Here is a 23,713-nt window from a genome sequence, read left to right as displayed (position 1 = left end):
TGCGCCGGATTTTCGCCCTGCGTCCACCACTTGTTTCGATAATTGCGGCCGTTGTACGTCACGCGCGTGCCCGCCGTCGCATAAGCCTGCGTCGACGACCACGCGTCATAACACGCGGAGCCCGACGGTGTCGGCGTGGGCGTCGGAGTCGGAGTCGGAGTCGGAGTCGGAGTCGGCGTTGGCGTGGGTGTTGGAGTCGGTGTTGGAGTCGGCGTTGGAGTCGGTGTCGGCGTGGGACTCGGCGTTGGAGTCGGCGTCGGCGTGCCGCCCGTTGCGCCGAGATCCTTCCACAACGTCGGCGTGGTGGAAGGCGTCCATCCCGCGCCGGGGTAGGCGGTATGCGATTGCAGCGCCTGATACGTGTGGCCGTTGTAAGTGACGGTGGCGCCTGCCGAATATGTGGTCCCTTCCTGCCACTCGGCGCCATTGGCGCTGACTGAATAGGCAACCAGCAATGCCAGCGTCAATGCGCTAATTTTGGAATGCTTAACAAGGCGATTCATGAGAATGGCCTCCTTTGTTTCGATTATGGTTGGTTTCGATTCTCTACATTGTCAAGCTGTTTGCCTCAAACGCCGCGCATTTCAAGCGCCTATACGCGGATATATTGATAATCCAAGCTTCTCCACTAAGCAAGTTGGAAATTGATGATTAGTTTTCCTTCTGGTTTTCTTATAGGCGTGCTTTTTACGCGACGCAAAGAATACTGCTTCGAAATATGGCACCGTCGATTTGAATATGCACGTCGTGAGTTCGACATCGGGCCGTTATTTTCAATCGGCATTCCGGCGATATGGATCGTTGATGCATGCAGCGATGCGAATATGAAACGCGCCGCAGGTCCGTATGCGGGATCGCTTTAATCGCCGGCCGGTATATCGGCGTATCGGTGCGTCAGAACTGAACCGTGACGGCAACGATCGGTGGATAGTTTTCGCTGCCGGACACACTGGTCGATGCCGCCGCGCCCTTGACGTGAGATGCGTGCTCGATCGATTGCAACGATAGCGCCTCACCCGAAGCCGATCTCGCTTCGACGCCGACGCGATACGGCGTTTTGGTCCCGCCGCAATTCACCGCGACGCGGCTTGCCTGATCGATTTCGACAGGTGCGCCGGGCGTGACGATCGAGCAGGCATTTTCGATTGTCAGCGCGATGTCCATTTTGGCCGTGCCGCTTTTCGCGAAACCTTCGGGAGACACAGCAAGCGTTTCCGCCGCAATCAAGGCGGCGAATGCGGCATGGTAGAGCGAGTGACTTTTCATGAATGGACCCGAGGGGATATTGATTTTTCGCGCCATGCAACAGTGCATATGCGCGGGTGCTTTCTAAAAAGCCCCGCGCCTTTGAAAAAAGGAAACCGAAATGCTTAGAAAACCAGCGTCGCGGTGATGGTCGACGAATACGTGCCCGCAGCCGGCGTGTCTTGCGACGGCACGCGGCCATAAACCGTGATGCTCTGGCTCGAGCCGTCGCCCGTGCCTGCGACCGTGTCGCTGTCCACCGTATTGCCCCAGACCTGCGTGCGCGCCGTATCCCGATACAGATTGAATTCGACCGATGCATCGCCGGCCGCGTTGCTCATCTTGCGGTCCGCGACAGTCGAGCCGTTCGCGGTGCCCGCGTCGAGCGCGACGCTGTAGGCCGTGCCCTTGGTGCATGTGACCGAGAGCGTCGTCGTCTGATCGAGGTTGTTGCTGATCACGCCGGTGCTGCCGAAATTCAGCGGGTTCGCGGCGATGGAGCAGTCGTCCTGCACGGTCAGCGTGACATCGAAGGTCGCGCTCTTGCTGGCGGCCATTGCATTGGGCGAAGCGACGACGCCGAGCGTGGCGGCGCCGGCAACGATGGCGATGACGGCGGCTTTGCTGAACAGATTGCGCATGAGAATCTCCGGTATCAGATTGACGACGCCGATTGCGTTTGGCGTCGCGAGAACATGAGCAAATGATAGGGAGCGCGCGTCTAAGACTGAATGAGACGACTCTTATTTGAGATGGTGAAACGAGCGGTTTCGCCGGATGGCATTGTGCTGACGCGTTTATCGAGATGCCGACGCTACATGTGAAAACGGCCTCCCGAAGGAGGCCGCCTGGCTACCGGAGACGACGTGGATTCAGATCAGTCCTTCGGCCTTGAGCGCGGCCTGCACGCCCGGGCGCGCGCCGACACGCGCCTGATACGCGACGAGCGCGGGCCACTTGCCGAGGTCGAGATCGATATGCTTCGCCCAGCTCAAAACCGTGAACAGATACGCATCGCCGATGCTGAATTCGTTGCCGAGCAGGAACTGCTTGTCATCGACTTGCTGCGCGACGTAGGCGAGACGGCGTTCGAGATTGGCCATCGCCGCGGCCTTCCAGTCGCTGCTTGCGGCCGGGTTGAAGAACGGCGAGAAGTTCTTGTGCAGTTCCGTGCCGATGAACGTGAGCCAGCTTTGCAGACGGTACCGCGCCATCGCATCGTTGAGCGGCGCGAGATGCTTCGCCGGAACCTGATCGGCGATGTATTGCATGATCGCCGGGCCTTCGGTCAGCAGTTCCCCGTTGTCGAGCAGGAGCGCGGGCACGTAACCCTTCGCGTTGATCTTGGTGAAATCCGCGCCGCTCGCGGTGAGCTTGGTCTTGAGATCGACGGCTTCGGTTTCGTAGGCGAGCCCGGATTCTTCGAGCGCGATGTGCGACGCGAGGGAACAGGCGCCTGCCTTGTAGAACAGTTTCAAAACAATTCCTCCAGGATGAGTCGCACGATTATGAACGATGTCGTGCTTGCGCAGCATCCGCTATCGCGAAACGAATTGTGTCGTTTGATGAAAGATCGAACCGCGATCAATCGAGGATGAAATCGCGCGAGGATGCGACGGTCTTCGGCGGCATCGGGAAGTCGGGGTCGGCGGCCATGTCGTGCAGCGCGGCTTCGATCGCGTCGCAGATGGCGTTCAACGCGAGATCGTTTTCCTCGAGGCCGAACGGATCTTCGATCTGCGCGGCGATCGCCTCCAGCGCCATGAACGCATACGCTACGAGCAACGCGAAAAGCGGCGTGAGCAGGCCGGCGCCATCGACGAGGCCGAACGGCAGCATCACGCAGAAGAGGTAGATCGTGCGGTGAATCATCACCGAGTAGGAGAAGGGCAGCGGCGTGGAGGCGATGCGCTCGCATCCGCCGATCACATCCGAAAGCGCGTTCAGATTGTGCTGAATCGCGAGGACGGCATAGCCGTCGAGCGCGTCTTCCCGCTTGCGTTCGGCGACCCATTCGCCGAGCCAGAGCAGAATCAGCGCGGGCCGGAACTTCGCGGCGGCCACGCGTGCGTGCAGTTCAGGCGAGAGGCGGGGCGCGAGATCGGCGAGCGCGTCGGTGTTGCGCAGTTGATGTCTCAACGCGTGAGGCAGCGCGCCGAGCGCGGACAGAAAACGTCGCTCCTCAGCGCGGTCGCGATTGTCCGGCAGCGACAGCGCCTGCTGCGCCAGCGCGCGCGATGTGTTGAGCAGCGTGCCCCACAGCTTGCGGCCTTCCCACCATCGCTCGTAACTCGCGCTATTGCGGAAACCGAGAAACACCGCGAGCGCGATGCCGACGAGCGCGAACGGCGGCGTGCCGAGCCCGAGCGGATAGTGCCGCATGTGGTCGTGCATGAAGATCGCCGCGAGCGACAGCGCGAAGATCAGCCCGAGGCGCGGCAGCAGTTGCGGCAGCACGGAGCCGCGCCACACGAACAGCAGCCGGAACCAGTTGAGCTTGGGGCGAATGATCATGGACGAGCTTGCCGGTGAAACCGCAATGAATTTCCGATTATCTCGAAAATAAGGTGCATCGCGCGCGAGACATGGCGTCGCGTGCGGAAACGAAAAGGCCGTCCTTGCGAACGGCCTTCGAGATCAGCAACGCGACAATGTGATCAGAGCGCCGCGCGCGCCGCTTTCGCCGCCGCGCGCACCTGATCCGGCGCGGTGCCGCCCGGATGATTGCGGCTCGCGACCGAGCCTTCGAGCGTCAGATAGTCGAACACGTCTTCGCCGATCAGATGCGCGACGTTCGGCAGTTCGATACGCATCGCGTCGAGCGACAGGTCCGCGATATCGCAGCCGCGATCGTCGCAGATACGCACCGCGTGCGCGACGGCTTCGTGCGCGTCGCGAAACGGCAGGCCGCGCTTCACGAGATAGTCGGCGAGATCGGTGGCGGTCGAGAAGCCTTGCAGCGCGGCCGCGCGCATCGCCTGCGGCTTCACCGTGATGCCTGCGGCCATTTCCGCGAAGATGCGCAGCGTATCCGCGACCGTATCGACGGTATCGAACAGCGGCTCCTTGTCTTCCTGATTGTCCTTGTTGTACGCGAGCGGCTGGCCCTTCATCAGCGTGAGCAGCGCCATCAGATGGCCATTCACGCGGCCCGTCTTGCCGCGCGCGAGTTCGGGCACGTCGGGATTCTTCTTCTGCGGCATGATCGACGAACCCGTGCAGAAACGGTCCGCCAGGTCGATGAAGCCGACGCGCGGGCTCATCCACAGCACGAGTTCTTCGGAGAAGCGCGACACGTGCGTCATGACGAGCGCGGCCGCCGCCGTGAATTCGATCGCGAAGTCGCGGTCGGACACGGCGTCGAGCGAATTCGCGCAGATGCCGTCGAAGCCGAGCGCCGCCGCGACCGCGTGACGGTCGATCGGATAGCTCGTGCCCGCGAGCGCCGCCGCGCCCAGCGGCAGACGGTTCACGCGACGGCGCAGATCGCGCATGCGCTCGGCATCGCGCGAGAACATTTCGACATAGGCCAAAAGGTGATGCCCGAACGTGACCGGCTGCGCGACCTGCAGGTGCGTGAAGCCCGGCATGATGGTGTCGGCATGCTTTTCGGCCATGTCGATGAGTGCGACGCGCAACTCCTTCAGCAGCTCGCCGATGCGGTCGATTTCGCCGCGCAGCCACAGGCGGATGTCGGTCGCGACCTGATCGTTGCGCGAGCGGCCGGTGTGCAGGCGCTTGCCCGCATCGCCGATCAGCGCCGTCAGGCGCGCCTCGATGTTCAGATGCACGTCTTCCAGATCCAGCTTCCACTCGAACTCGCCGCGCTCGATTTCGCCCTTGATCTGCGCCATGCCGCGCTCGATGGCGGCGAGGTCGTCGGCGCTGATGATCTTCTGCGCCGCAAGCATGGACGCGTGCGCGAGCGAGCCTTGAATGTCGACGAGCGCGAGCCGGTTGTCGAAGAACACCGACGACGTGTAGCGCTTGACGAGCTCCGACATCGGCTCGGAGAAGCGAGCCGACCAGGCTTCGCCTTTTTTGTGGAGTTGGGACGTCATGGTGATGTTTTCAGCGGTTCGGGCTTCGGGAAGTCGACAATTTTAACATTCGGCACTATTCCGATCCGACCAGAATCACGAGCTTCAAATCCTCGCGATGCGCGGGCTTGAACGTGATCTGATTGAACACGACGCGCCCGCGCGACGGATGATTGAACGCGCGCTCGCCGCCTTCGCGCTCGAACACGTCCTGCGACGCCCAGTAGCGCGCGAAGGCATCGCTCGCGGCGGAGAGATCGTCGATGAGCGCGCGCGTCGGCGCATCGTTCAGATGGCGGATCGAATCGGCGCGGAATTCGGCCGCCAGACGCCGCGCGCGCGTTTCCCAGTCGACGATCAGCGCGCGCGCCGCCGGCGACGTGAACGTGTACGTGAGCAGATTGCGGTCGTGCTCGCCGTCGAGCCAGCCGACGAACAGCGCCGACGCATGCTCGTTCCAGCGCAGCGCGTTCCACTGACGATCGAGCACGTAGGCGGGCGCGCCGATCAGCCCGACGGTCTGGAGCAGCGCGGCGGGCGCGTCCTGCGAAGCCGGATCGGGCTCGGCGGGATCGCGCTGGGCGGCGAGCTCGAAAAGATACGCACGTTCGGCGCGCGACAGTTGCAGCGCGACGGCGATGCGCGCGAGGGCATCGGCGGAAGCGGACACGGGCCGGCCTTGCTCGATCCAGGTGTACCAGGTCGGGCTCACGCCGCACAGTTGCGCGACTTCTTCGCGGCGCAAGCCGGGCGTGCGGCGGCGCGGGCCGGGCGCGAGTCCGACCGCTTGCGGCGACAGCCTTTCGCGATGCGCGCGGATGAACTCGCCAAGCGCGTGCGCGGACGTTTCGGCGAGGGTTTCGTTCTTGTCGATGTGATTCATGCGTGGCAGGTGGTGTACATACCAGAATAACTGCACAACTTGTACTGGTACAAAGCGGGTTCTATTGTAGCGACACAAGACCACGACGAAACCGGAGCCCACGATGAAACACCACGATCAGGTCGCAGACGCATTCGGCAGCACCGCTGCCGCGTATCTCACGAGCGCCGTCCATGCGAGCGGCGCGGATCTGCAGAATCTCTCCGCGACGTTCGCGGCCACTTGCGGCAACGCGCGCGTGTTGGACATGGGATGCGGCGCGGGACACGCGAGCTTTGCGATCGCGCCGCACGTGCGCGAAGTGGTGGCGTACGACATCGCCCCGCAGATGCTCGCGACCGTGGAAGCCGCCGCGAAGGAACGCGGCCTGACGACGATTCGCACGCAGCAGGGCGCGGCCGAAACGCTGCCGTTCGCGGATGCGTCGTTCGACTGGGCCGTGAGCCGGATGAGCGCGCATCATTGGCGCGACGTTTCGTCAGCGCTTGCCGAAGTGCATCGCGTGTTGAAGCCTGGCGGGCGGCTGAAGTTCATCGATATCGCGGGCATCGACGATCCGCTCTACGACACGCACATTCAGGCGATCGAAATCCTGCGCGATGCGTCGCATATCCGTGACTATCGCGCCGACGAATGGATCGCGATGCTCGATGCCGCCGGTTTCGATGCGCAAATCGCCGAGCGCTGGCGCATCCCGCTGGAATTCGAGTCGTGGGTGACGCGGATGCGTACGCCGGCCGAGCGCGTGACGGCCATCAGATCGATGTGGGCGAGCGCGCCGGATGAGGTGCGGCAGTATTTCAACGTGAAGGATGATTGCTCGTTCGAGCTCGATGCGGTGATGGTGGAGGGGAAGCGGCGTGGTTGAAGATTGTTGGATGTCGGTGGATCCTCGGGTTCGTGTCGGTAACGGTTGTTGATTTCGCCGGATCCCTTATTCGCGTCGGTCTATTAGCGTTGCCCCTGTGCGGGGCGGCAGTCACTTTCTTTGCTGCTGCAAAGAAAGTGACCAAAGAAAGCAGCTTTTCAGGCCCGCGGTCACACGCAATTTGGGTAGTTCTCTCGTCCCAGGTGGCACTCGCCTAAGGAGTGCCCTCATCACAATCACCCGGCTTGGCTCGCGCACGGTCTGCCACATCGCACCACACAACGAACTGGTTCAGCACCAAACAGCTCCAGCCCGCTTCGCGGCCGACCGGTTAAGCGGGACTGCCAGTGCTTCGCTATTAACATCGCTATCGCACTGCGCACGCAAACCGATGGTTTCCCTTGCATGCCCTACGGCAGCGCGAAGCGCTGTGCCGAAGCTATTTCGTGCTGAACCAATGTTCTGAACACCTTCGGGCGGCAGACCGTGCGCGAGCCAAGCCCGATTGGTCCTTTGAGGGCACTCTTTAGGCGAGTGCCGCCCGGGACGAGAGAACTACCCAACGTGCGTGTGACCGTGGGCCTGAAAAGCTGCTTTCTTTGCCTACTTTCTTTGCAGCAGCAAAGAAAGTAGGTGCCGCCCCGCACAGGGGCAACGCCAATAGACCGACACGAAATCGGGATCCGCCGAAACCCACGCATACATCGAGGCAACGTTGCATCCCGAACCAAAACGCCCCGCCAAGGGAAGGCATCAGCCGGTATTACGCAACCCCGCGGCAATCCCGTTGATCGTCAAATGAATCCCGCGCCGCAGCCGCACGTTCTGATCGCCCGCGCGGTGACGCTTCAACAGCTCCACTTGCAAGTGATTGAGCGGATCGAGATAAGGGAAGCGGTTCTTGATCGAACGCGCGAGCAGCGGGTTGTCCGAAAGACGATCGATCTTGCCGGTAATTTCGCCGAGCACGTCGCACGTGCGCTGATGCTCCGCGACGATCTTGTCGAACACGGTCTTGCGCAGCTTCTTGTCGGTGACGAGCTGCGCATAGCGCGACGCGACGGCGAGATCGGTCTTCGCGAGCACCATGTCCATGTTCGACAGCAGGTTCTTGAAGAACGGCCACGTCTTGTGCATCTTGCGCAGCGTCGCGAGACGTTTCGCGCGTTCATCGTCGGAACCGGCGCGCTCGAGATACGCCGTCACCGCGCTGCCGAAGCCGTACCAGCCCGTCAGCAAGAGACGGCACTGGCCCCACGAGAAGCCCCACGGAATCGCGCGCAGATCCTCGATCTTGCGCTGCTTCGGATCCTGCAGTTTGCGCGACGCCGGCCGGCTGCCGATGTTCAGCTCCGCGATCTCCGAAATCGGCGTCGACAGGAAGAAGTAGTCGGTGAAGCCCGGCGTCTCGTAGACGAGCGCGCGATACGCGGCCATCGCGGAATCGGAGAGCGTCTGCATCGCCGCTTCGAATTGCGGCAACTGCGCGGGCGCGTTCTCGTGCGGCAACAGCGATGCTTCCAGCGTCGCGGCGACGACCGTCTCCAGATTGCGCCGCCCGATTTCCGCGTTCGCGAACTTGCTCGCAATCACTTCGCCTTGCTCGGTCAGGCGGATTTGCCCGTCGACGGTGCCGGGCGGCTGCGACAGAATCGCCTGATACGTCGGGCCGCCGCCGCGTCCGACCGTGCCGCCGCGTCCGTGGAAGAGGCGCAGCGTCGTGCCACGCTCCTTGAACAGCGTGACGAGGGCCAGTTCCGCGCGATACAGCTCCCAGTTCGACGTGAGGAAACCGCCGTCCTTGTTGCTGTCCGAATAGCCGAGCATCACTTCCTGCTCGTTGCCCTGATTTTCGATGAGCTTGTCGATGCCCGGCAGCGCGAAGAATTCGCCCATGATGACCGGCGCGTTGCGCAAGTCGGCGATGGTCTCGAAGAGCGGAATGACCATCAGGCCGTCGCGCGGGGAATCGTCCTTCGCGCGGAGATAGCCTTGCAGCACGCCCGTTTCCTTCTGCAGCAACATCACTTCCAGCAAGTCGCTGACGGTCTCCGTATGCGAAATGATGTAGTTGCGCACCGCGCGCGCACCGAACTTCGCGCGCGTCTCGCGGGCCGCTTCGAGCACGCCGAGCTCGCTTTTCGCGAGATCGGAATAGTGCGCGTAGGGAAGGCGCAGCGGGCGCGGCTGCGCGAGCTCCTTCAGCAGCACTTCGCGCTTCTGCTCTTCGGTGAGCGACGCGTAATCCTCGACGACGCCCGCACGCGCGAGCAGCTCGCTCACGACGGCCTCGTGAATGTCCGAGCTTTGCCGCAAGTCGATGCTCGCGAGATGGAAGCCGAACACTTCGGCGGCGCGCGCGAGCGGCGACAGACGCAGGCTCGACATCGACGCGCCGTGATGCTCCGCGAGCGAATCGATCAGCACGTGCAGGTCGCGCACGAATTCGGAGGCATCGGCGTAGGGCGTCGCGCGAATCTGCGGTGCGCCTGGACCCGCGCTGCGCACGGTCACGACGCCTTCGCCGAGCCGCACGCGCGCGCTCGCCGCAAGCCGCGTGTAGATGCCGATGAGCGCGCGCCGATACGGCTCGTCCTTGCGATGCGGCGACTGGTCGGGCGAGGCATCGGCGAGTGCTTTCAGGGCATCGCTCGAACCGGCGAGCAGGTCCGACACGGACAATTCCGCGCCGAGCTTGTGCGTCTCTTCCAGATAGTGTTCGAAGATGACGATCGCCTGACGCGTGATCGCGTTTTCGAGCGTTTCGCCGGTGACGAACGGATTGCCGTCGCGGTCGCCGCCGATCCAGCTTCCCATCTGAAAGAACGGCGGCAGGCGCACGGGCAGGCCGTGTTCCGCGAGCGCGGCTTCGATATCGGCGTAGAGCGCGGGAATTTCGGCGAGAAAGGTCGCGCGATAGTAAGACAGCGCGTTGTCGATTTCATCGGCGACGGAAAGGCGCGCGTCGCGCAACATGCGCGTCTGCCACAGCGACGTCACGCGTGCGCGCAGCACCGCTTCGTTCTGTGCGCGTTCGCGCGCGGTCAGTTCCTGATCGCGCTCGGCGAGCAGACGCGCGATATCGTGTTGCGCGTCGAGAATGCTCTTGCGCGAGACTTCGGTCGGATGCGCGGTGAGGACGGGCACGATCAGCGCATCGCCGAAGAATCTCTCGAGCAGCTTGCGCGTCGCGCTGATGTTCTTGTGCTCGCGCATGCGCTCGATCGCATACGCGATGGTGCCCGGCTGCGCACCCGAGCCCGCGAGCGCGTGAATGCGCCGCCGGCGATTGTGATGGCGGTCTTCGGCGATGTTCGCGAGATGCGAGAAGTAGCTGAACGCACGCACGACCGACACCGTCTGTTCCGGCGACAGCGCGCGCAGCTTCTTTTCGAGCGTCTGCGAGGCTTCGACGTCGTCCTCGCGGCGGAACTTCACGGCCGTCTGACGAATGGCCTCGACGACCTCGAACACGGCGTCGCCTTCCTGCTCGCGCAGCACTTCGCCGAGCACACGCCCGAGAAAGCGGATGTCTTCGAAGAGCGGGCGGTCCTTGTCGTCGCGCGTGCGGCTCGCGGGCTTCGTGGGCTTCGCGGCTTTCGCGACGGCCGCGCCGTTGGGGCGCGGCGTTTTGAGCTGCGTCGGCGCGGTCTTGGTCGCGATGGCTTTCTTCGCGAGCTTCGGCGCGATGGCGGCTTTCGAAGCCTTCGCGGCCGTCGCGGCCTTCGTCGTGACGATGGGCGACGACGCCGCGCGCGGCGCGTCGGAGGAGGAAGACTTGGGCAATGCGGCGTTGCGGCGCGCCGGGCGAGCCGATCCGGATGACGTCACGTTGGGTTCCTCTCGAAAGCTGCGAAGCCAGGGTACATCGACATGATCCGGCGACCTCGACGGGCGCCGCATCGGCAGAAAATCGCGGGCCGCGCGAACGGCCGTGCGTCAAACCGGCGACAGCATGCCGCGGCATTCTTCGCGCCCCGAAGCGTTCATCGCGCACGACGCGGCCGGGGCCGTCGTTCACGCCGCTACGAACACACCACGGACGCCCCGAAAGGCGCATCGGACAAGGCTCTCGCGCGCTGCCCGGGTGTCGGTGGACCTTGGCGTGCGTGCTACCATTGTTCGCTAATGTCTATTCATCCATCCCGTCATTCGATCGAGCATCAATGAATTCCGAGACGCATTCAACGACACCGCCCGCGAGCATCATCATCGCTTCGCGGGAAAGCCGGCTTGCGATGTGGCAAGCCGAGCACGTGCGGTGTGCGCTGCACAAATTATATCCATCTTGCGACGTGAAAATCCTCGGAATGACGACGCGCGGCGATCAGATTCTGGATCGCACGTTGTCGAAGGTCGGCGGCAAGGGTTTGTTCGTGAAGGAGCTCGAAGCCGCGCTCGCCGAGGGCCGCGCCGATCTCGCCGTGCATTCGCTCAAGGACGTGCCGATGGAACTGCCCGAAGGCTTCACGCTCGGCGCCATCATGGAGCGCGAAGATCCGCGCGACGCTTTCGTGTCGCCGCATTACGCATCGCTCGATGCGCTGCCTGCGGGGAGCATCGTCGGCACGTCGAGCCTGCGTCGCGAGTCGATGATTCGCGCGCGCTTTCCTCATCTCGAAGTGCGGCCGTTGCGCGGCAATCTCGATACGCGTCTCGCCAAGCTCGACCGCGGCGAGTACGCGGCGATCATCCTCGCGGCGGCGGGTTTGAAGCGTCTCGGTCTGGAAGCGCGCATCCGTGCGCTGCTCGATCCGTCCGAGAGCTTGCCGGCAGCGGGGCAGGGCGCGCTCGGTATCGAGATTCGCGCGGACCGCGCCGATCTCGCCGCGTGGCTCGCACCTTTGCACGATGAAAACACCGCGCTCGCGGTCGAGGCGGAACGCGCGGTGTCGCGCGCGCTCGGCGGCAGTTGCGAAGTGCCGCTCGCCGCGTACGCCGTATGGCGCGACGGCGCGCTGAATCTGCGCGGCGCGGTGTCGATGCCCGACGGCAAGCGCGTGCTGCGCGCGGAGGAAAGCGTGCAGGCGCCCGATCTCGCCGCCGCGCTCGCGCTCGGCCAGCGCGTGTCGTCGGATCTCGAAGCGCAAGGCGCGATGGATATCGTCGCCGCGCTCAGCACCATGTCGCGCGCCGACGGCCCGAACACCGCGCCCTCGGGGCCGAAGTCCTGATGGCGAGCGAGCGCCGCGCCACCGTCGTCGTCACGCGTCCCGCCGGACAGTCGTCCGCGCTGCTCGCGCTCCTTGCGAGCGCCGGCTTCGACGCGCTGGAATTTCCGCTCATCGATATCGCGCCCGTCGCCGACGATGCGCCGCTGCGCGCCGCGCTCGACGAGCTTTTTCTGCCGCCGGAAGCGCCGGGGCGCTATGCGCTCGTCGTGTTCGTGTCGCCGAATGCGATCGATCATGCGTTCTCGCGGCTCGCCGCGCCGTGGCCCGTCGATTTGCCCGTCGCGGTCGTCGGTCCGGGCTCGGTCGCGGCGCTCGCGCGTCAGGGCGTGCACGCGCCGTCGCATCGCGTGATCAGTCCGTCGGCGCAAGCGCTCGATCCGCGCTTCGATTCCGAGGCGCTCTTCACCGCGATCGAAGCGCATTTCGGCACGAACGGTCTCGAAGGCAAGCGCGTGCTGATCGTGCGCGGCGACGGCGGCCGCGAATGGCTCGCCGAGCGGCTCGCGCAAGCAGGCGCGCGGGTCGAAAAGGCCGCCGCCTATCGCCGCGTGTTGCCGGAACCGTCGATGCAAGAGTGGGAGCGCATCCACGAATTGCTGGCCGGAGAACCGCACGCGTGGCTGCTGACAAGCTCGGAAGGCGTGCGCAATCTCGACGAGCTCGCCCACGAACATCTCACCGCCGACGAAATCGTGCTGCTCAAGCGCGCGCCGCTCGTCTGCCCGCACCCGCGCATCGCCGAGGCCGCGCGGGGAGCGGGTTTTGATAGGATTACGGTGTCCGGCGCGGGCGATGAGCGCATCGCGCACGCGCTGGAAGCGCTGTTCCCGCTCCAACGGGATCCGGAGGCTCACGCGCACGCGAGCGCATCGGCTTCGATAAATTCCTCATCCGCGCCGACGGACGCCAATCCGGCCACCGCGCCGGCCCAACAAACGGCTCAATCACGCATGACTGATTCGAACGATTCCAAGAAAGCTTCACCTCAGCCGAACGTGACACCGCCCTTGCCGCCGAACACGCCTTTCACGCCTTATGAGCAGCAGAAGAAGAACGGCGGCGCGGGCATCGTGGTGTTGTGGTTCGTCGTCGTCATTCTGGCGGTGGCGGCGGGCGCGGGCGCCTTCGTCCTGAACCGCAAGTTCGAGCGCACCGACGCGCAACTGTCGCAGCGCCTCGCCCAGTCCGACGAGCAGAACGCCGATCTGCGCGCGAAGGCCGATCAGGCCGCGAGCGCGACCACCGCGTTGAACACGCAGATCATCCAGTTGCAGGGCAAGCTCGCCGATGCCGAAGCGCACAGTCAGGCGCTGCAGCAGCAATATCAGGATCTCGCGAGCAATCGCGACGACTGGACCGTCGCCGAAGTCGAGCAGATTCTGTCGAGCGCGAGCCAGCAGTTGCAACTCACCGGCAACGTTCAACTCGCGCTTTTCGCGCTGCAAAGCGCCGACACGCGTCTTGCCGCGACCACCGGTCCGCAGGTCGTCGCGATCCGCAAGGCGATCGCGCAGGACATCGACAAGCTGAAAGCCACGCCGACGACCGATCTCACCGGTCTCGCGATCAAGCTCGACACGGCCATCGACCAGATCGACCAGTTGCCGCTTTCGGGCGAGGCGCCGATCGCCCGCGCCCGCGCGCAGGCCGCCGAGCCGGCCAACAGCGCGTCGATCGCGGCGGCGACCGGCGAGCCGCGCTGGAAGGTGCTGTGGCATCAGATCACGAACGGCATCGGCCAGCAGTTGTCGAGCCTCGTCTCGGTGCGCCGCATCGATAACGCCGATGCGATGCTCACATCGCCCGATCAAGGTTATTTCGTGCGCGAAAATGTGAAGCTGCGGCTGCTGTCCGCGCGTCTTTCGCTGCTGTCGCGCAGCGAGCCGACGCTCAAGTCGGACCTGCGCGCCGCCGACGCCGCGCTCGGCCGCTACTTCGATGCCTCGTCGAAGAAAGTGCAGGCCGTGCGCGAGCTCGTGAAGCAGGTCGATCAGGCGTCGCTCGCCGTCGCCGTGCCGAACCTGAACGCGAGCCTCGCCGCCGTCCATCAGTTCAAGCGAGGCGGATGATGACGATTCGTGGACTCATCTGGCTCGCGCTGCTGTTCGCCGTCGCGGTGATCGTCGCGACCGTCGGCGGCTTCAACAACGGACAAATCCTGCTCGTGATACCGCCGTATCGCGTGGACATGTCGCTCAATCTGTTCGCGGTCGCGCTCGTCGTGCTGTTCATCGTGCTGTACGCGATCATCCGCGCGGTGCGTGGCGTCTGGAAGATGCCGTCGCGCGTCGCCGCGTATCGCACGCGCAGCAAGATCGCGAAGGCGAATGCGTCGCTGCGCGATGCGGTCGGGCATCTGTACGCCGGACGTTTCTCGAAAGCCGAGAAGGCCGCGCGCGATGCGTTGTCCGTCGAAGACAACAAGGGTGCGGCCGGGCTGATCGGCGCGAACGCGGCGCATCGTCTGCACGAATATGCGCGCCGCGACGAGTGGCTCGCGCAGGTTTCCGGCGCCGACTGGCAGGACGCGCGCCTGATGGCCACCGCCGACATGCGCGCCGATGGCCGCGACGCCGACGGCGCGCTCGTCGCGCTCACCGAAATGCAGGCGCAGGGCGGCCGGCGCATCCACGCGCAGCAAATCGCGCTGCGCGCGCAGCAGCAATTGAAGAACTGGGGCGAAGTGCTGAAGCTCGTGCGGATGCTGGAGAAGCGCGAGGCGCTGCATCCGGCGGTCGCGGTGCGGCTGCGCCAGGTCGCGGCGGAAAATCTGCTGCGCGATCGCCGGCATAACCCGGACGCGCTGCTCGAATTGTGGCAATCGCTGTCGGCGACCGAGCGCCAGTCGCCGCGTCTCGCCGATCTCGCCGCGGAACTGCTGATCGCGCTCGATCGTCGCGCGGAGGCGAAGAAGATCGTCGAAGACGCGCTCGCGCACAACTGGGACGCGCGGCTGTTGCGGCGTTATCCGGACTGCATCGTCGGCGGCGACGCTTTCCCGCTGATCCAGCGCGCCGAAGCGTGGCAGAAGGAACGCACCGAAGACGCCGACCTGCTTTTCACGCTCGGACGTCTCTGCCTGCATCAGCAGTTGTGGGGCAAGGCGCAGGCGTTCCTCGAATCGGCGCTGAAGCTCGCCGACAACGAACCGCTGAAGATTCGCACGCATCGCGCGCTCGCCCGTCTGCACGAACAGCTCGGCGACGCGGACAAGGCCGCGGAACATTACCGCGCAAGCGCGCTGGCGATGAACGTCGTCTGATTGCGCTCGCCTGACGCGTTCAGGAACGGGCTGCACGGGCGCGATGCTCATGCAGCCCATTTTTTTGCACGCGCTTTCCGGACCGGCGTTTTTGCGTTGTCTGTACGCCACCGCACGGCCGATGCGCTTGTAAGATGGTCTAGTTTCCTTCCACCGATACGAGGATCGAAAGAAAAGGAGGCGGCGTGAGACGGGCGCTACACACGTTGATCGGGCTTGCGCTCGTCGTTTTTCTGTCCTGGCCCGATACGTCGCATTACTTCGCACAGGGCGTTATCACGTCCGCGCCGTGGACCGGAACCTGGGCCGCCGCGCCCGATGTCACCGCCGACCGGGGCTTCAACAATCAGACGATTCGCCACGTCGTGCGGACGAGCATCGGCGGGACGGCGGCGCGCCTGACGTTCTCCAATCTGTTCGGCACGCAGCCCGTTACGCTCGGCGACGTGCATGTCGCCCGTCGCGCGAGCGGCGCGCGGACGATCGCCGGCAGCGACAAGGCCGCGACCTTCAACGGGCAGACTTATGTGACGATTCCCGTCGGCGGCACCGTCCAGACCGACCCCGTTCCGTTTCAGGTGCCGGCGCTCGCGGACATCTCCGTGAGCTTCCATATTCCGTCGCAGACGCCGCCGGGATCGACCGGGCACGTCGAGGGCTTGCAGGACAACTGGATCGCACCGGGCGACGTCAGCGCGGACCCGGCGTTCACGGGCGGCGTCGTAAACGCGGCGGGCGAGCAGTCGTACTATTTCCTCACCAATGTCGATGTGATGAACGCCGCGGCGACGGGCGCGGTGGTCACCTTCGGCGCGTCGATCACGGACGGAATCGCGTCGACGCCCAATACGAACCGGCGCTGGCCGAACCGCCTCGCGGAGCGGCTGATCCGCTCAGGCATGACGGTCGGCGTGCTGAATCAGGGCATCAGCGGCAACGATTTCTTCACGAACGGTTCGGGCCAAGCCGGGCTGACGCGCTTCGCCCGCGACGTGCTCGCGCAGTCCAACGTCAAATGGGTGATAGTCTCCGACGACGCGGTGAACAATCTCATCAGCGGCAATCCGCCGAGCGCGCAGCAGCTCATCGGCGCGTATCAGCAACTCGTTCACCAGGCTGCCGCGGCGAAAGTGGGCCTGATCTGCTCGACGCTTACGCCCTTCGAAGGCCTCGACGAATGGACGCCCGATATCGAGAACACGCGCCAGACGGTGAACGCTTATCTGCGCAGCAAGAGCAGCGGTTGCGATGCCGTGCTGGATCAGGCCGCGGCGCTGGGCCACCCGGCCGGCGCGCACGACTCGACGGCGTTCGCGCGCGCCTACAACAGCGGCGACGACCTTCATCCGGACGATGCCGGCATGCTGGCGATCGCCAATGCGGTCGATCTGGGCTGGTTCGCCGCGCTGCCGCCGATCAACGCGCCGACGGCGTGCGGGCGCATCGCGATGGGCGAAGGCCTTGCGGAAGGGCAATCGATCGCGGCGTGCAGTGGAAACGTGCAGGTGAACTTGCGCGGCGACGGCTATCTCGTCGCGGTGAAGGATGGCGCGACGATCTGGTCATCGCAGGTGAGCGGCACGCCGGGCGTCGAACTGCGCATGCAGGAGGACGGCAATCTGGCGATGTACGACAACAATGGCGCGACGGTCTGGCAGACGCACACGTCGGGCCATCCGGGCGCCTACGCGACTATCTTGCCGAACGGCTATCTCGTCATCTTTTCGGCGCGCGGCACCGCACTCTGGTCGAGCGAGGGATGAAGCGCCGCGCCGAGCGCTTTCAGTACGTCGGAACCGACGGATCGACCTGACGCGACCATGCGTCGATGCCGCCGTAGAGATTGAACGTCTTCGTGAAGCCGCGCGATTCGAGGAACATCGCGACCTGTGCGCTGCGCGCGCCGTGATGGCAGATGCAGACGATCTGCGCTTCGTCGTCGAGTTCTTCGCTGCGTGCGGGGATGTCGCGCATCGGAATCGACACGATGTTGTCCATCTTCGCCGTCTGGATTTCCCAGGGCTCGCGCACGTCGAGCAGAACGGGAGCGGGGCGCGACGAATCGGCGAGCCACGCGGCGAGTTCGGGTGCGGTCAGGTTTTGCATGGAGATTCCGGCAAGATGCGCGCTACCGGATAAGGCCGGCAGCGCGCTTTCGGCTTAGAACTTGAACTGCGACGGATGCACCGCGTTCTTCAGCGGCGCGACGAGCGTTTCGAAGACATCCGACACGCGGAACTGCTTTTCGTCCACGCGCGTGATGATCTGCGCCTTCATGACCGGCGCCGAGCCGACGAACGCCGCGATGCGCCCGCCGATCTTCAGCTGTTCCAGAAATTCCTGCGGCATAACCGGCAGCCCGCCCGACACGCAGATCACGTCGTAAGGCGCGCCCTGATTCCAGCCGAGCGCGCCGTCGCCGGTGATCACGTCGACGTTCGTCACGCCGTTCGCCGCGAGGTTCTGCTGCGCGAAAGCGGCGAGCTCCGGCGAGATTTCGACCGTCGTCACGCTGCGGCCGCGGTGCGCGAGCAGCGCCGCCATGTAGCCCGAGCCGGTGCCGATTTCCAGCACGGTTTCGCCCTTGTGGATCGCGAGTTCCTGCAGGACGCGCGCTTCGACCTTGGGCGACAACATGCGCTCGCCGCCAGGCAGCGGAATTTCGAGATCGGCGAAAGCGATGTTGCGGTACGCGGCGGGAACGAAGTTCTCGCGCTTGACGATCGCGAGCAGGTTCAGGACGTCCTGGTCCAGCACTTCCCACGGACGAATCTGTTGCTCGATCATGTTGAAACGCGCTTGCTCGATGTTCATGTTCTGTGTGCGTGATGGCGACCGGAGCGGCTTGCATCGCGGCCGGATGCGGGGCTAGAAAACTACGCGATTGTAGCAAATCGAAGGGTTTTCCCGCCTGCTTTGCGCCCGACCTGCGCCCGACGCGCTGGCCTCCCGTGCGGCTAATGCGGCAGGCGGATATCGAACTTGAAGGTGATGAGCCGCGCGATCAGGATGAACGCCGTCGAAAATAGCACGTTGTAGATCGTGTCGACGTCGAGCCGTTCGAGCCCGAGATACATCCAGCATCCGGCGAACGCGCAGACCGCGTACGGGCGCGAGTCGCGCAGGATCAGCGGAATCTCGTTGCAGAGCACGTCGCGCAGCACGCCGCCGAACACGCCGGTGATGACGCCCATCATCGTCGCGGTGAAGGCGGGCATCTGGGCGTCGAGTGCGATCGACGTGCCCGACACGCTGAAGAGTCCGAGCCCGATCGCATCGGTGACGAGCAGCGCGCGCTGGTCGAAGAGGCGTGACGTGACGCGCAAAAAAAGCGGCGCGAAGATCGCCATCGCGAAGATGAACAGCACGTAGTCCTGATGCTCGACCCAGTAGAAGGGCCGGCGCGAGAGCAGCACGTCGCGCACCGTGCCGCCGCCGAACGCGGTCACGAGCGCGACGAGAAACGCGCCTACCGCGTCGAGCCGGCGCTTGCGCGCCTCGATGAGTCCGGAGAAGGCGTACGCGAAAATCGCGAGCGCCTCCATGATGGTGATGGCGAGGGTGAGTCTAGGATGCACTGTCCGGCCCCGGATTGCTGTTCTTGCCGAGGCTCCGGTCCTGCGACTTGTCCTGCGGATGATTGTGATGACGCGGCGTGCCGCCCGGCTGCAGCAGCACGAGCACCGCGCCCGCGCCGCCGTCGTGCGGCCGCGCCTGACAGAACGCGATCACCTCCGACTTCTGCACGAGCCACGCGCGCACCTTGCCCTTCAGCACCGGCTCCTTGCCGATGGACCCGAGCCCTTTCCCGTGAATGACGCGCAGGCAGCGCAGCCCGCGCTTCACCGATTCGCGGATGAACTCCGCGAGCGCCTCGCGCGCTTCCTCGCGGCGCATGCCGTGCAGATCGAGCTGCGCCTGCACGATCCACGCCCCGCGCCGCAGCTTTCTGACGACTTCCTGGCTGACGCCCGGACGATAGAACGACAGCGTTTCGTCGATGTCGAGCAGGCTTTCGGGATCGTATTCGTCGGAGAGCGCTTCCTGCAGCACCGCTTCTTCGTCGCGGCGGCTCTGCAGCGGCACGGGCGGCGGCGGTACGCGCGTGACGGTCGTGCGCGGCGGCGTCTTGAGCGGCTCGATTTCGCCGATCGCGCGACGAAACTCGTCGGCATCCGCGACGGCTTCCCGCTCGGCGCGCGCCGCCGCGACCCGCTGGACTTCGCGCTTTTCGGCGTCGGCCTTCAGCGCGCCCTTCAGCGACGACAGACCCGACAGGCCTTCGCGTTTCACGGCGGCGGCGACATCGCGCGCATCCACCGGTTTTTGCGCGGGCGCGGCCGGGCGCGGCGCTTCCTTGCGACGGACTTTCGGTTCGTTCGGATGAGGGAGATTCTTCGGCATCGTTCGGCCAGCGGAATGGGTCGGGGATCGGACTCGGCGCGCCGCGCGCCGGCGCCGCCGCGTGAAACGACGGCACGCGCGCGCCGAAACGAAAACGGGCCGGCGGAGTGAACCGTGGCCCGTCGTTGCTGCATTCTAGCGGCTCGCGCCGCCCGATCAGCGGTCGGCTTCGTGGCTCATCGAATGCGGCGTCGGCGTTTCGTCGATGGTTTCGAGATAACGCTGCGCATCGAGCGCGGCCATGCAGCCCGTGCCCGCGCTCGTGATCGCCTGGCGATAGACGTGATCCTGCACGTCGCCCGCCGCGAACACGCCGGGGATGCTCGTCGCGGTCGCGTCGCCGCTCGTGCCGCCCTTCGTGATGATGTAGCCGTTCTTCATCTCGAGCTGGTTGACGAAGAGATCGGTGTTCGGCTTGTGGCCGATCGCGACGAACACGCCTTGCAGCGCGATGTCGGTCGTCTTGCCCGATTGCGTGTCCTTGATGCGCAGGCCGGTGACGCCGGACTGATCGCCGGTGACTTCGTCGAGCACGTGATTCCACTTGATGTCGACGATGCCTTCCTTCTCCTTCGCGAGCAGGCGGTCGATGAGAATCGGCTCGGCGCGGAACTTGTCGCGGCGATGCACGACCGTGACCTTCTTCGCGATGCCCGCGAGATAGATCGCTTCCTCGACGGCCGTATTGCCGCCGCCGATCACCGCGACTTCACCGTTGCGATAGAAGAAGCCGTCGCACGTTGCGCAGGCCGACACGCCTTTGCCCATGAACGCTTCTTCCGACGGCACGCCGAGATATTGCGCCGATGCGCCCGTCGCGATGATGAGCGAATCGCAGGTGTACTCGCCGGAATCGCCGATCAGACGGAAAGGGCGCTCGTTGAGCTTCGCGGTGTGGATGTGATCGAAGACGATCTCGGTGTTGAAGCGGCGCGCGTGTTCCTCGAAACGCTGCATCAGTTCGGGGCCTTGCACGCCCGACGGATCCGCCGGCCAGTTCTCGACGTCCGTGGTGGTCATCAGCTGGCCGCCTTGCGCGAGGCCGGTGATGAGCAGCGGCGACAGGTTCGCGCGCGCGGCGTAGACGGCGGCGGAGTAGCCGGCGGGGCCGGAACCGAGAATCAGCACTTTGGCGTGTTTGGGCGAAGACATGATGATGGTCCGTTATTGATGGTTTCGGATGCGCGCCTCGAGGCGCGCGAGCGATTGCCTGCGACGCAGCAATCTCGACGCCCGGTACATCCGATGAACCGTATTTGAGTGCAAAACGACGATTATAAAGGCGTCGGAAAAAGCCTTCCGAATGAACCTTTCAATCGGATTGATAGCCGCGCCGGGCCGAAACCGCGACATGACGCGCGCGTGACGAGTGTTACAGGTTGCAAGAACGCGCCGGTTTTTGCGCCTTTCACCGCAATGCAGCGTTTACAATAGTTCACCGTTCCATGCCGCTCTTGCGCAACAGGCGCGAGCCGCAAAAAAGCGATACAAAGCGACACCGAATCAATGGCCAAAGCTACCTATTCCGCGAGCCCGCAGGCATTGCCGCACCGCATGTCGCGGCTCTTCACCGAGATTCGCTGGATTCTCCAGGTCGCACTCGGACTGTTTCTCGTCATGGCGCTCCTCTCGTACAGCCGCAAGGATCCGAGCTGGACCCACGCGGTGAGCGTCGATCACATCGCGAACTGGGCGGGGCGCGTCGGCGCGTACACGTCGGACATCCTCCTGCTCGTCTTCGGGCTTTCGTCCTACTGGCTGATCGTGCTGCTCGCGCGGCGCATCATCGCGAATTATCGAAAGATCACGCATCCGCCGGTCGTCGACGAAGACGCGCCGAAAGACCGCACCTGGCTCGCCGAAGCGTTCGCGTTCGTGCTCGTGCTGCTTGCCTCCGACGGCATCGAGGCACTGCGCATGTGGTCGCTCAAGGTGCAGTTGCCGCGCGCGCCGGGCGGCGTCGTCGGCGATGTGGTCGCGCGCCATGTATCGCACGCGCTCGGCTTCACGGGCGCGACGCTGTTTCTGCTGATCGCGCTCGCGATCGGCCTCTCGCTGTATTTCCGCTTCTCGTGGCTGTCCGTGTGCGAGAAGGTCGGCGACGGCATTCTCGATGCGATCACCGGCGCGCAACTGCGCCGCGAAGCCGGACGCGATCGCAAGCTGGGCGAAGCGGCCGCGGTCAAGCGCGAAGGCAAGGTCGTGCGTTCGCGCGAGAAGAGCGAGGATCACGAGCCGGTGATGATCGTGCCCGCCGCGCCCGCGCCCGCGCGTTCCGAACGCGCCGAGAAGGAAAAGCAGGTGCCGCTCTTCAAGGACCTGCCGGGCGATTCCACCTTGCCGCCGCTCGCGCTGCTCGATCCGCCGCCGAAGACGCAGGAAACCATCGCCGCCGATACGCTCGAATACACGTCGCGTCTCATCGAGAAGAAGCTGAAGGACTTCGGCGTCGAAGTGAGCGTGGTCGCGGCGTATCCGGGGCCGGTCGTCACGCGCTATGAAATCGAGCCGGCGACGGGCGTGAAGGGCAGCCAGATCGTCGGTCTTGCGAAGGATCTCGCGCGCTCGCTGTCGCTCGTGTCGATTCGCGTCGTCGAGACGATTCCGGGCAAGAACTTCATGGCGCTCGAATTGCCGAATCAGCGCCGTCAGACGGTCAAGCTCTCCGAAATTCTCGGCTCCGAAGTCTATGCGAACGGCGCATCGCCGCTGACGATGGGCCTCGGCAAGGACATCGGCGGCAATCCAGTCTGCGCCGATCTCGCGAAGATGCCGCACTTGCTCGTCGCGGGCACGACGGGCTCGGGCAAGTCCGTCGGCATCAACGCGATGATTCTCTCGCTCTTGTACAAGGCGAGCGCGGATCAGGTCCGTCTCATCCTCATCGATCCGAAGATGCTCGAAATGAGCGTCTACGAAGGCATTCCGCATTTGCTGTGTCCGGTCGTCACCGACATGCGGCAGGCCGGCCACGCGCTCAACTGGGCGGTCGCCGAAATGGAACGCCGCTACAAGCTGATGAGCAAGATGGGCGTGCGCAATCTCGCGAGCTTCAACACGAAGATCGACGAAGCGAAGAAGCGCGGCGAAAACATTCCGAATCCGTTCAGCCTCACGCCCGACGAGCCGGAGCCGCTCACGCGTCTGCCGAACATCGTCGTCGTGATCGACGAACTCGCCGATCTGATGATGGTCGTCGGCAAGAAGGTCGAAGAGCTGATCGCGCGCATTGCGCAGAAGGCGCGCGCGGCGGGCATCCATCTGATTCTCGCGACGCAGCGTCCTTCGGTCGATGTGATCACCGGCCTCATCAAGGCGAACGTGCCGACGCGCATGGCGTTCCAGGTGTCGTCGAAGATCGATTCGCGCACGATTCTCGATCAGCAGGGCGCGGAGTCGCTGCTCGGCATGGGCGACATGCTCTATCTGCCGCCCGGTTCGGGCCTGCCTGTACGCGTGCACGGCGCGTTCGTGTCGGATGAAGAAGTGCATCGCGTCGTCGACAAGCTGAAGGAGCAGGGCGAGCCGAACTATATCGAGGGCATTCTGGAAGGCGGCCTCGCGGGCGATGGCGACGAAGGCTCGGCGGGCGCAAGCGGAACCGGCGGCGCCGATGGCGAGTCGGACCCTTTGTACGATCAGGCGGTCGAGGTCGTCATCAAGAACCGTCGCGCGTCGATATCGCTCGTGCAGCGGCATTTGCGCATCGGCTACAACCGGGCGGCGCGTCTGCTCGAACAGATGGAGAACTCGGGGCTCGTGTCGGCGATGTCGTCGAACGGCAACCGCGAAATCCTCACGCCGGCGCGCGACGCGGAATGACCGCGCGTTATATGG

19 protein-coding genes are annotated in these 23,713 nt (G+C 64.6%); 6 read left to right on the top strand and 13 right to left on the bottom strand.

Annotated features, from left to right (window positions below):
- From BG60_RS36825 to BG60_RS10680, 7 genes are all read right to left on the bottom strand, one after another.
- Positions 1-503, bottom strand: a 503-nt coding sequence (locus BG60_RS36825; protein ID WP_338152065.1) for a carbohydrate-binding protein, incomplete at its 3' end; no start/stop codon positions are given.
- 391 nt (positions 504-894) lie between these two features.
- Entirely contained in the window at positions 895-1,302 is a 408-nt protein-coding gene (locus tag BG60_RS10705; protein ID WP_152563197.1) for a hypothetical protein, read from the bottom strand.
- A 68-nt stretch (positions 1,303-1,370) separates the two neighbouring features.
- On the bottom strand, positions 1,371-1,886 hold the full coding sequence (locus tag BG60_RS10700; RefSeq protein WP_008351013.1) for a Csu type fimbrial protein: 516 nt from the start codon (positions 1,884-1,886) through the stop codon (positions 1,371-1,373).
- A 231-nt stretch (positions 1,887-2,117) separates the two neighbouring features.
- On the bottom strand, positions 2,118-2,723 hold the full coding sequence (gene gstA, locus BG60_RS10695) for a glutathione transferase GstA (RefSeq protein WP_008351011.1): 606 nt from the start codon (positions 2,721-2,723) through the stop codon (positions 2,118-2,120).
- A 106-nt stretch (positions 2,724-2,829) separates the two neighbouring features.
- Entirely contained in the window at positions 2,830-3,759 is a 930-nt protein-coding gene (locus BG60_RS10690; RefSeq protein ID WP_008351010.1) for a bestrophin family protein, read from the bottom strand.
- A gap of 143 nt (positions 3,760-3,902) precedes the next feature.
- On the bottom strand, positions 3,903-5,306 hold the full coding sequence (argH, locus tag BG60_RS10685) for an argininosuccinate lyase (RefSeq protein ID WP_008351007.1): 1,404 nt from the start codon (positions 5,304-5,306) through the stop codon (positions 3,903-3,905).
- Between the two features lie 55 nt (positions 5,307-5,361).
- Positions 5,362-6,168: a helix-turn-helix transcriptional regulator gene (locus BG60_RS10680; RefSeq protein WP_008351005.1), complete on the bottom strand. Its 807-nt coding sequence runs from the start codon at positions 6,166-6,168 to the stop codon at positions 5,362-5,364.
- A 103-nt stretch (positions 6,169-6,271) separates the two neighbouring features.
- On the opposite strand from BG60_RS10680, the gene BG60_RS10675 reads away from it, so the two are divergent.
- Positions 6,272-7,036 (top strand): class I SAM-dependent methyltransferase, encoded by a 765-nt coding sequence (locus tag BG60_RS10675; protein WP_008351004.1) that lies wholly within the window; start codon positions 6,272-6,274, stop codon positions 7,034-7,036.
- Between the two features lie 753 nt (positions 7,037-7,789).
- On the opposite strand, the gene ppc is transcribed toward BG60_RS10675, so the two are convergent.
- Positions 7,790-10,867, bottom strand: a complete 3,078-nt coding sequence (gene ppc, locus BG60_RS10670) for a phosphoenolpyruvate carboxylase (RefSeq protein WP_034471394.1) — start codon at positions 10,865-10,867, stop codon at positions 7,790-7,792.
- Between the two features lie 335 nt (positions 10,868-11,202).
- On the opposite strand from ppc, the gene hemC reads away from it, so the two are divergent.
- The 4 genes from hemC to BG60_RS10650 all read left to right on the top strand — a co-directional run bounded on the left by hemC (position 11,203) and on the right by BG60_RS10650 (position 17,235).
- Positions 11,203-12,210, top strand: coding sequence for a hydroxymethylbilane synthase (gene hemC / locus BG60_RS10665; RefSeq protein ID WP_034471393.1), 1,008 nt, complete (start codon positions 11,203-11,205; stop codon positions 12,208-12,210).
- Positions 12,210-14,279, top strand: a complete 2,070-nt coding sequence (gene hemDX / locus BG60_RS10660; RefSeq protein ID WP_034471392.1) for a fused uroporphyrinogen-III synthase HemD/membrane protein HemX — start codon at positions 12,210-12,212, stop codon at positions 14,277-14,279. The genes hemC and hemDX overlap by 1 nt, the downstream gene beginning before the upstream one ends.
- A complete protein-coding gene (locus BG60_RS10655) occupies positions 14,279-15,472 on the top strand; it encodes a heme biosynthesis protein HemY (protein ID WP_008350996.1) in 1,194 nt (397 codons plus the stop codon). The genes hemDX and BG60_RS10655 overlap by 1 nt, the downstream gene beginning before the upstream one ends.
- Before the next feature lie 185 nt (positions 15,473-15,657).
- Positions 15,658-17,235 (top strand): GDSL-type esterase/lipase family protein, encoded by a 1,578-nt coding sequence (locus tag BG60_RS10650; RefSeq protein ID WP_034471390.1) that lies wholly within the window; start codon positions 15,658-15,660, stop codon positions 17,233-17,235.
- Between the two features lie 19 nt (positions 17,236-17,254).
- Here BG60_RS10650 and BG60_RS10645 read toward each other — a convergent pair whose 3' ends face one another.
- The 5 genes from BG60_RS10645 to trxB all read right to left on the bottom strand — a co-directional run bounded on the left by BG60_RS10645 (position 17,255) and on the right by trxB (position 21,028).
- Entirely contained in the window at positions 17,255-17,578 is a 324-nt protein-coding gene (locus BG60_RS10645; RefSeq protein ID WP_008350991.1) for a rhodanese-like domain-containing protein, read from the bottom strand.
- A gap of 54 nt (positions 17,579-17,632) precedes the next feature.
- Positions 17,633-18,286 (bottom strand): protein-L-isoaspartate O-methyltransferase family protein, encoded by a 654-nt coding sequence (locus tag BG60_RS10640; RefSeq protein WP_008350990.1) that lies wholly within the window; start codon positions 18,284-18,286, stop codon positions 17,633-17,635.
- Between the two features lie 143 nt (positions 18,287-18,429).
- Positions 18,430-19,050: a trimeric intracellular cation channel family protein gene (locus BG60_RS10635; RefSeq protein ID WP_008350988.1), complete on the bottom strand. Its 621-nt coding sequence runs from the start codon at positions 19,048-19,050 to the stop codon at positions 18,430-18,432.
- Positions 19,040-19,876 carry a Smr/MutS family protein gene (locus BG60_RS10630; protein WP_008350985.1) on the bottom strand — a complete coding sequence of 279 codons (837 nt, stop codon included), beginning with the start codon at positions 19,874-19,876 and terminating at the stop codon, positions 19,040-19,042. Before BG60_RS10630 ends, BG60_RS10635 begins: the two co-directional genes overlap by 11 nt.
- A gap of 156 nt (positions 19,877-20,032) precedes the next feature.
- On the bottom strand, positions 20,033-21,028 hold the full coding sequence (gene trxB / locus BG60_RS10625) for a thioredoxin-disulfide reductase (RefSeq protein WP_008350982.1): 996 nt from the start codon (positions 21,026-21,028) through the stop codon (positions 20,033-20,035).
- Between the two features lie 354 nt (positions 21,029-21,382).
- Here trxB and BG60_RS10620 point away from each other — a divergent pair, with 354 nt between their 5' ends.
- Positions 21,383-23,698, top strand: coding sequence for a DNA translocase FtsK (locus BG60_RS10620; protein ID WP_008350980.1), 2,316 nt, complete (start codon positions 21,383-21,385; stop codon positions 23,696-23,698).
- Positions 23,699-23,713 lie beyond the last annotated feature (15 nt).

Source organism: Caballeronia zhejiangensis, from assembly GCF_000698575.1.
Taxonomy (GTDB): domain Bacteria; phylum Pseudomonadota; class Gammaproteobacteria; order Burkholderiales; family Burkholderiaceae; genus Caballeronia; species Caballeronia zhejiangensis.
This window is presented reverse-complemented; position numbering and strand designations above follow the sequence as displayed.

Bases quoted from the DNA above. Each gene is read 5' to 3' on its own strand.
- BG60_RS10630 (WP_008350985.1), bottom strand. From the start codon at position 19,876: ATGCCGAAGAATCTCCCTCATCCGAACGAACCGAAAGTCCGTCGCAAG.
- hemDX (WP_034471392.1), top strand. From the start codon at position 12,210: ATGGCGAGCGAGCGCCGCGCCACCGTCGTCGTCACGCGTCCCGCCGGA.
- BG60_RS10680 (WP_008351005.1), bottom strand. From the start codon at position 6,168: ATGAATCACATCGACAAGAACGAAACCCTCGCCGAAACGTCCGCGCAC.
- BG60_RS10620 (WP_008350980.1), top strand. From the start codon at position 21,383: ATGGCCAAAGCTACCTATTCCGCGAGCCCGCAGGCATTGCCGCACCGC.
- BG60_RS10645 (WP_008350991.1), bottom strand. From the start codon at position 17,578: ATGCAAAACCTGACCGCACCCGAACTCGCCGCGTGGCTCGCCGATTCG.
- BG60_RS10700 (WP_008351013.1), bottom strand. From the start codon at position 1,886: ATGCGCAATCTGTTCAGCAAAGCCGCCGTCATCGCCATCGTTGCCGGC.
- hemC (WP_034471393.1), top strand. From the start codon at position 11,203: ATGAATTCCGAGACGCATTCAACGACACCGCCCGCGAGCATCATCATC.
- BG60_RS10675 (WP_008351004.1), top strand. From the start codon at position 6,272: ATGAAACACCACGATCAGGTCGCAGACGCATTCGGCAGCACCGCTGCC.
- BG60_RS10705 (WP_152563197.1), bottom strand. From the start codon at position 1,302: ATGGCGCGAAAAATCAATATCCCCTCGGGTCCATTCATGAAAAGTCAC.
- BG60_RS10690 (WP_008351010.1), bottom strand. From the start codon at position 3,759: ATGATCATTCGCCCCAAGCTCAACTGGTTCCGGCTGCTGTTCGTGTGG.
- argH (WP_008351007.1), bottom strand. From the start codon at position 5,306: ATGACGTCCCAACTCCACAAAAAAGGCGAAGCCTGGTCGGCTCGCTTC.
- trxB (WP_008350982.1), bottom strand. From the start codon at position 21,028: ATGTCTTCGCCCAAACACGCCAAAGTGCTGATTCTCGGTTCCGGCCCC.
- BG60_RS10640 (WP_008350990.1), bottom strand. From the start codon at position 18,286: ATGAACATCGAGCAAGCGCGTTTCAACATGATCGAGCAACAGATTCGT.
- BG60_RS10655 (WP_008350996.1), top strand. From the start codon at position 14,279: ATGACGATTCGTGGACTCATCTGGCTCGCGCTGCTGTTCGCCGTCGCG.